General features: G+C 21.6%; 9 protein-coding genes. All 9 read left to right on the top strand.

Annotation, left to right across the window (positions count from 1 at the left end; all coding sequences use genetic code 4):
* The first annotated feature begins 67 nt into the window (after positions 1-67).
* The 9 genes from D9R21_RS06970 (at position 68) to D9R21_RS03175 (ending at position 8,079) form a co-directional block, all read left to right on the top strand.
* Positions 68-238, top strand: coding sequence for a hypothetical protein (locus D9R21_RS06970; protein ID WP_158613859.1), 171 nt, complete (start codon positions 68-70; stop codon positions 236-238).
* A gap of 1 nt (position 239) precedes the next feature.
* Complete coding sequence (locus tag D9R21_RS03140; RefSeq protein ID WP_126821063.1) at positions 240-1,457, top strand: hypothetical protein; 1,218 nt, start codon at positions 240-242, stop codon at positions 1,455-1,457.
* 241 nt (positions 1,458-1,698) lie between these two features.
* Positions 1,699-2,187 carry a hypothetical protein gene (locus D9R21_RS03145; protein WP_126821064.1) on the top strand — a complete coding sequence of 163 codons (489 nt, stop codon included), beginning with the start codon at positions 1,699-1,701 and terminating at the stop codon, positions 2,185-2,187.
* Positions 2,188-2,190: 3 nt separating this feature from the next.
* Positions 2,191-3,891, top strand: coding sequence for a terminase large subunit (locus D9R21_RS03150; protein WP_126821065.1), 1,701 nt, complete (start codon positions 2,191-2,193; stop codon positions 3,889-3,891).
* Positions 3,892-3,939: 48 nt separating this feature from the next.
* The gene (locus D9R21_RS03155) at positions 3,940-5,196 is read left to right on the top strand and encodes a phage portal protein (protein ID WP_126821066.1); all 1,257 of its coding nucleotides are present in this window, start codon (positions 3,940-3,942) and stop codon (positions 5,194-5,196) included.
* The gene (locus D9R21_RS03160; RefSeq protein WP_126821067.1) at positions 5,180-7,045 is read left to right on the top strand and encodes a phage major capsid protein; all 1,866 of its coding nucleotides are present in this window, start codon (positions 5,180-5,182) and stop codon (positions 7,043-7,045) included. The genes D9R21_RS03155 and D9R21_RS03160 overlap by 17 nt, the downstream gene beginning before the upstream one ends.
* A 17-nt stretch (positions 7,046-7,062) precedes the next feature.
* Positions 7,063-7,380: a phage head-tail connector protein gene (locus D9R21_RS03165; RefSeq protein WP_126821068.1), complete on the top strand. Its 318-nt coding sequence runs from the start codon at positions 7,063-7,065 to the stop codon at positions 7,378-7,380.
* Positions 7,350-7,676 (top strand): phage head closure protein, encoded by a 327-nt coding sequence (locus tag D9R21_RS03170; protein WP_126821069.1) that lies wholly within the window; start codon positions 7,350-7,352, stop codon positions 7,674-7,676. The genes D9R21_RS03165 and D9R21_RS03170 overlap by 31 nt, the downstream gene beginning before the upstream one ends.
* Before the next feature lie 4 nt (positions 7,677-7,680).
* Positions 7,681-8,079, top strand: coding sequence for an HK97 gp10 family phage protein (locus tag D9R21_RS03175; protein ID WP_126821070.1), 399 nt, complete (start codon positions 7,681-7,683; stop codon positions 8,077-8,079).
* The last annotated feature ends 170 nt before the right edge of the window (positions 8,080-8,249 follow it).

Here is an 8,249-nt window from a genome sequence, read left to right on the forward strand (position 1 = left end):
ATGAAAAAAATAAAAAAATAATTTAGAAACAATTAATAATTTATTAAAAATATAGGAGAAAAATAAAATGAAAAAAATAAATAAAGAAATGTCAGATAAAATAATGGAGTATATAATTAATTCTGATTTTGATAATTTAAAAAATATAATATTTAAATTACATATAAAAGGCAATTTTTCTAAGGAAACTGAGCAAATGTTATATAATATAATTGATAAATTTGAGAAGAAAAAATAAAATGATACCATTTAAAAATATATTTTTACATGATCTTTTTAATAATTTATATGAAAATATTAGAAATGAAATTAATAATTACGAAGATAATTATATTTTAAATGTTGATGAAAATAATATTACTGAATATTTATTTACAAAATATGAAATAGAACCAATTAATTTATTTTTTGATAATTGATTTTCACAAGATTACAAAGAGAAAAAAATAATTCCTACTCCGTTTAATGTAATTTCAAATTCAAGTACATATGAATATATTGCGACAATGGTAAAAATTAGTATACCATATGAAGGTGATTCAGAATTATTTAAAACATATCCTAGTTCTCAAAGAAGTTCAAAATATGAAATTCAAATAAGTAATAATGAAATTTCTTTTGTTGTTGAATGAAAAGAAAATAGTGCAAATTATCTTAATGATAAAATTAATGAAATAAAAGATTATTTAAAATATTATATAGATAATATAAGAAACGAAGTTGATTCATACAATAATAATTTAAAATCTTATATTAAAGATATTTTTAATAATAAAAAGGAAAAAATAAAAACAATAACAACTTCTTTGAAAAATTTAATTGTTCCATTAAGAAGAATAGAAGATAAAGATAATAATACATTTTCAGTATCTCCAATAAAGAAAAAAGAAAAAATATCAATTCAATTACCAGAAATTAAAAATGACTTTAATTTAGATCCAGTAATTTCTGAAGATCTTTATTTACAAATATTAAGTGTAATTTATGAATTTGGAAAAAGAATGGAAGAATACCCAAATATTTATCGTAATAAAAATGAAGAAACAATTAGAGATTATATTTTATTAATACTTTCTTTAAATTTTAAAGTATCTGTAATGGGTGAAGCATTTAATAGAAATGGAAAAACAGATATATTACTAAAATATAATAATGAAAATATATTTATAGCTGAATGTAAAATTTGACATGGAAAAAAACAATTGTTTTCTGCCATTAATCAATTGCAAAGTTATTTAACATGAAGAGATACAAAATCAGCATTGATTATTTTTGTAAAAGATAAAAATATATCATCAATTATAGAAAAAATTAATTATTCAATAACTGAACATCCACAATTTATAAAAAAATATAAATTATTAAATGATTATGATACTATTTATGAGTTTTCATTTGAGCAAGATAATCAAAAGAACTTTCAATTAGCAATTTTGCTTTATCATTTAGTAGATTAAAAAAATATATAATTTTTAATTATTTTAATTTGACAAACAATTTAATCGACGGTATTATGTCAGTGATTTTTAAATATATAATTATATTTTTATTTTACCCCCCTATTTTACATTAATTAAAAGATATTTTGGGCTACCGAGGGCTGGGGGCACGTGCACACAAAAGGCAAAAATTTTATGGTGTGATGAAATAAATTATGTAAAATAATAAAAAAACATTTAAAAATAAGGGGTTTTATTAATGGAAAGCAAAAAAAACAATAAAAAATTGGTAAAAAATAGCTTAAAAATGAATAAAAATAACCCGAAAATGAATAAAAATAAAGCAATTTTAAACGAAAATGAACTAAATTTAAAAGGTGAAAAAGAAATAAATAATCTTTTTAAAGATTATAAAAAAATATTAATTAATAATAATGTTGATTTATATAAGTCAAAAATTAATTTCCTTAAAACATTTTGTAAAATTGAATGATTAATTTATGATATGGATAAAAAAATTCGTCAATTAGATAATTATTATATTGATGTTGAAAATATTCGTGGGAATAAAAGACAAGAAAAAAATCCAATTTTGCCAGAATATAATGCAATGTTAAAAAATTATAAAAGTCACTATATAATTATTGAAAAATGAATAAAAGAAAGTAATGAAAAAATTGAAGTATCGCCTATATTACAAACAAACAATAATCTATTAGATGAAATTCTACAATTAGAAGAAAAATAATTTATGATTGAAAAAACGATAAATAATAAAACTAATTTAGAATTATATAATGAGTGAATTAAAAAAAACGAAGATATTGTTTGTTTGAAAATTAAAAAGATAGTATCTAATTTAGTTAATGAATTAAAAAATAGTAAAAGGTTTTATTTTAATAAAAAACAAGCAAGTGGTGCAATAATTTTTATAGAAAGATTTTGTCATCTTTCAACTGGTGAATATGCAGGACAAAATTTTAAATTAGAATTATGACAAAAAGCATTTATAGAAGCATTATTTGGTTTTTACGAAAAAGAAACTAATATTCGTAGATTTAAAGAAGCATTATTGGTTGTTGGTAGAGGGAATGGTAAATCAACCCTAGCATCTGCTATTGCTTTAAAATGTTTGTTATTAGATAACGAAAAAAGAGCAAGTATATATACGGTTGCAACAAAAAAAGAACAAGCAAAAATTATTTTTGATGAAGTTAAAAGTATGATTAGACAAGAAGAATGATTAAATAGTAAATTAAAAATAACAAGGGATAAAATAGAATTTTTAAGAGATTGATCACATTTTCAACCATTAGCATCAGAAGATAAAACATTAGATGGTTTAAATCCATATGTAGTAATTTTAGATGAATTGGCGGCTATGAAAAAAAGAGACTTATATGATGTTATTAAATCAGCAACATCAAAAAGAAAAAATACATTAATGCTTTTAATTACAACAAGCGGAAGTACTCGTGAGAGTATTTATGATGAGAGATATGAATATGCTGAAAAAGTATTAAATAATATTTATCAAAACGATAATTTTTTACCTTGAATATATGAATTAGATAATTTTAATGAATGAAAAAAATTTAAAAATCTATATAAAGCAAATCCAAATCTTGGTATTTCTAAAAATATTGAAAAGTTAAAAGAAGAATGAAAAACAGCAATTAACCAGCCATTACAACAACCTAGTTTTTTAACTCGTCATTGTAATATTGCTTCTCTGCAAGAAACTTCATTATTTAATTTTGGATCTTTACAAGAAAAAAATAATAAAAATGTTAATTTAGAAGATTATTTAAAAAATAAATATTGTACTGTTGGTATTGATTTATCACAAACAATGGACTTAACTGCTGTTGTAATTTTAATACCCGAAAAAACTGGTGAGTTTTTTATTTTGCCACATTTTTTTATTCCCCGAGAAAGAGCATATGAAAATGAAAAAGAAGACAAAGTTTTATATTCTGTTTGAGAAAAACAAGGATACATAACTTTTACACTTGGATCCGCTGTAAATAGAGATGAAATAATTGATTATATTATTAAAACTATTAAAAAATATAATTTAATTTGTGTAAAAATTGGATATGATAGATATTATGCAGATTATATAAAAGAAAAATTAGAACAAAACGGTTTTTCTAATAGAACAGAAATTGTCACAAATGGTATATATACAATATCACCATTAATAAAATCGATTGCTCCATTATTTTATGATGATAAAATTATTTATAATAATCACCCTATTTTTAAATGAAATTTAGATAACACAAAACTTATAACAGATAGTAAAGAAAATGTTATGCCAATTAAAAAAAGTTCACGCAAAAGAATTGATGGTTTTATGGCACTATTATTTGCTTATAAAATGTATATAAATAATGAACAACATTTTAAAATTTATCAAACAGATATCGGGAAAAATTTTAATGATTAATTAATTTTAAAGTACAAGTTTTTATAAAAATTTGTACTTTTTTAAATAATGATGGTATCATCGTGACGACTTAAATTAATTTATTTAAGTAAGGAGGGTAATAAAATTGCTCTGTGATTTAAGAAAAAACAAAAAACAATAAATAATAATTTATCCAAAAAACAAAATTTTATGTATATTAATCATGACTTTAAAACTTTTTTATCGAATTTTACTAATAATTATGAAATTGATGTTGTTAAAAGTACAATTAATCGAATAGCGAGTGATATTGCCCAGTTAAAAGCAATACCACAATGTGTCGAAAAAGAAAATATTAAAACTACAAATAAATATAATTTAAAATATTTATTAAATGTTAGACCAAATTTAGGTATGAGTGCTTATGATTTTTATTATAAAATAACAACTAATTTGTTTTTACAAGGAAATACTTTTATTTATATTCAATGAGAAAATGAAAAAATTAATTCTTTAATTCCTATTGAGTATGATTTTTTAGAAATTTTATTCGATAAAAATAATCAATATTTTATAAAGTTTTATTTAAATAAAACAAATTTAGTATTACCATATGATGATTTAATACATTTACGAAAATTTTATAATAAAGGATTATTCGGAGAAATTCCAAATAAATCATTAGAATATTCAACAAAATTACTAGAAGAGATGATTAATTCCTCAATTAATAATTTAAAACAATCAGGTAATTTAAAAGGTATATTAAAAGTTAATAATATAGTTGCCCCAGAACAATTACAAGAAAAATTAAAAGAATTTGTAGATAATAATTTACAAAATAAATATCGCGGTTTTGCCATTTTAGATAATGGTCTAGATTTTCAAGAAGTAGATTGTAATATTTCTAACTTAAATAAAGAACAAATGGAGCAATATCGAAATAATATTTATAACTTTTATAATGTTGCTTCTGAAATTGTTAATGGAAAATATAGTCCAGAGCAATATCAAGGTTATGTTAGTTCTGTTATTCAACCATTATTAACACAATGAGAACAAGAATTTAGTTTTAAAATTTTCAGCAAAAAAGAATTAGAATTAGGAAACTATATATCATTTTCAGCAAAACGAGTATTATTGGGAAATTTACAAGATAAAACAGCATATTACGCAAAAATGTTAGAACATAGTGTTTTATCACCGAATGAAGTTAGAAATCAAGAAGGATATGAAAGTGTTGAGGGATTAGATATTTATGGAATGACAAAAAATTCTGATTGGCAAGAAAGAGAACAACTTAAAAATAAAAATATAGGAGATAAAAGTGAACAAAACAATTAATAACGAGATTAATAAAAAAATTAATTTTAAAGTAAAAAATATTATACAAACAAATGAAGATGGCATTAAAGAAATAATCGGAATTGCTAATAAATATAATGTTGTTGATTATCATGGTGACATTACTGATGAAAATAGTTTTATTGAAACTATAAAAAATACACCAGCAGTTCCATTATTATGGGGTCATGAACATAAAAATCCAATTGGAATCGCATACTTAGAAAGTAAAAAAGATGGATTATGAGCTAAAATGCAAATTAATACAAATATTACGGTTGGAAAAGAAGCATATGAAATTTCAAAACAAATGCAAAAAAGCAATCGACCTATGCAATTAAGCATAGGATATACAACAATAGAAACAGAAGATAAGGAAATTAAAGGAAATATTGTTAGATACTTAAAACAAGTTGAAGTAAATGAGGTCTCATTAGTTCCATTAGGTGCAAACCCAAAAAGTGAGGTGCAAGAAATTAAAAGTAAAAATACTAATAATTTTAATATTTTACAAAAAGAAATATTAAATCTAGAAATAGAAGAAATTTTGCAAGGAGATGAAAATAACAAAATGACAAAAAATTTAAATGATAAATTAAAAGAATTAAGGAATCAAAAACTAATAAAAAAAGAAGAATTAAACTTTTTAAAAAAAGGTATTGAAACAAAAGTAGATGTATCTGATGAAGATGTAAAAAAAGTTAAAGAACTTGTTAAAGAAATTAATGAAATTACAACAGAATTTAATCGTTTAGAAATGATTAAAAACGAAATTGAACAGGAAGTTATTGAAGATAATCAAACAGAACAACCAGAAAAATCTCGGAATATTGAAAAATTTTATAATTATAATAATTATGAAAATAAAAGTATTTTGCAAAATACTGACGATGTTATAAAATCAAAAGAATATAAAAATGCGTGATTAAAAAAATTACAACACAAAAAATTAACAAATCAAGAAACTAAGTTTTTACAAATCGGAACAAATTCAAACGGAAATCAAGATGCTTCACCATTGGTACCAACAACAATATGAGAAAGTATTATTGCAAAATTACAAGGTACATCTGATTTAATTAAAAATGTATCAGTTTCAAATATTGATGGTTTTTTAAAATTTGCTATTAAAAAAGATGAGAATGTTGGCGGAAAATGAAGCAAAGAAGGTGAAAAATTAACTGGAAAACTTGATTTTGAATCAATCCAATTAAATGGATATAGATGAGGAACAATGATAACTATTTCAGAAAGTGCAGAAGCAATGACAATAGATAATTTTGAAAAGTTTATTATTGATAGTTTAGCAATAGAAGTACAAAATGCTATTGAATATGCTATTGCAAAAGGACAAGGATCTGCAAAACTTGAACCACAAGGAATAATTACTAATACTAATATTCTTAAACATAAATTAGCACAAACTGAAAAAAATATTTCTTATGATACAATTCAAAAAATTATTTCTTTACTTCCAACTGGTTATCATAATAATGCTAAGTTTATTATGAATAAATCTACTTTCTTTACACAAATGCAAGCAATTAAAGATAAAAATGATAGACCAATTTGAAACCACACAAAAAGTGATGAAACATTAAAATACAATATTTTTGGTTATGATGTTATTTTATGCGATGAATATCCAGAATATTCAGAAACAGAAAAATCAACATTTATAACATTTGGGGATTTAAGTCAATATAAATGAAACTTTCAAAAACAATTAAACATTACTAAATCAACAGACTTCTTATTTGATCAAGATTTAATCGCATACAAAGCAACATTCATTGCCGATGGAAATACTGTCGCAAAATGAGCATTTGTTAATGTAGTAAGAGAATAAAAAGGAGTTAAATTATTATGCCAGTAGAAACAACAACAGAATTTTTAAATTATATTAAATTATTATTGAGATTAGAAGAAAATGATAAAAGTTTTGATAAAGAACTTAAAACATTAATTTTATCGGCAAAAGAAATTTTATTAACTGCTGGCATTCCTATAATTGTTATTAATTCTGATAAGGATGAACAAATAAAAGATATCATAGGTATTTATTGTAAACATAATTTTGGTCGAGAAATTAATGAATTACCAGATTTATTTTATTGGCATATTAGACAATTAAAATTTAAAAATTGAGCAAAATGAATAAAAGAAAATTTAATGACAAAATAATATTAATTTTTAAGCAAACTATTAAAGATGAAATTAATCGCCCAATTTTAAAAGAAAAATACCGAAAAAATATTTTTGGAGAAATATTATCTACACATATTAATGATTATTTTATTGCTAACCAACAAACATTAAAAATGGAACATAAAATTATTATTTATAAACACAATTTTAATAACGAAAATTATGTTGAAATAAATTTATTTGGAACTAATAAAGAATTTTTTATTAAAAGAATATATGATCCTAAAAATGATTACTTAGAATTATTTTTAACAGATAATATTGGAGAATAAAAAAATGAAGAAAAAATTTAGTTCTTTAAAAGATATAACATCAGAAATGGTTTCATCTATTCAACAATATACATTTGATATTCAAAATAAAATAAAAAATGAAGTTATTAATACTGGAAATAAAATTTTAGCAGAAATAAAAGAAAAAGTTCCGATTAGCAAAAACAATAAAAATCATTTACGAAATTATTTTATTTTAGAAATTAAAGAAAATGAAGATGAAATAATTGCTTACATAAGAGCAAAGAAAAAATATCAAATAGTTCACTTAATTGAATTTGGTGTAAAACATTATTGATCTGGAACACAAATTATAGCACGCCCGTTTATGCGACCCGCATATAACAACAATATTAATGAGTTTATAGAAAATATAAAAAATATTATTAAAAATGGGGTTTAAAATTAAATGAATTACTCAATACAAAAAAATTTAATATTAATAAACGGGTTAATTTCTAAAAATTATTTTAAAATACCTATTTTTTATAATTTTGGTAAAATAGACGATAATAATTTATCAAATTACATTACATACTATGATATTACTGATCAAAGTATTTTATACGCAGA

This window comes from Spiroplasma endosymbiont of Megaselia nigra (assembly GCF_003987485.1).
Lineage (GTDB): Bacteria > Bacillota_I > Bacilli_A > Mycoplasmatales > Mycoplasmataceae > Spiroplasma.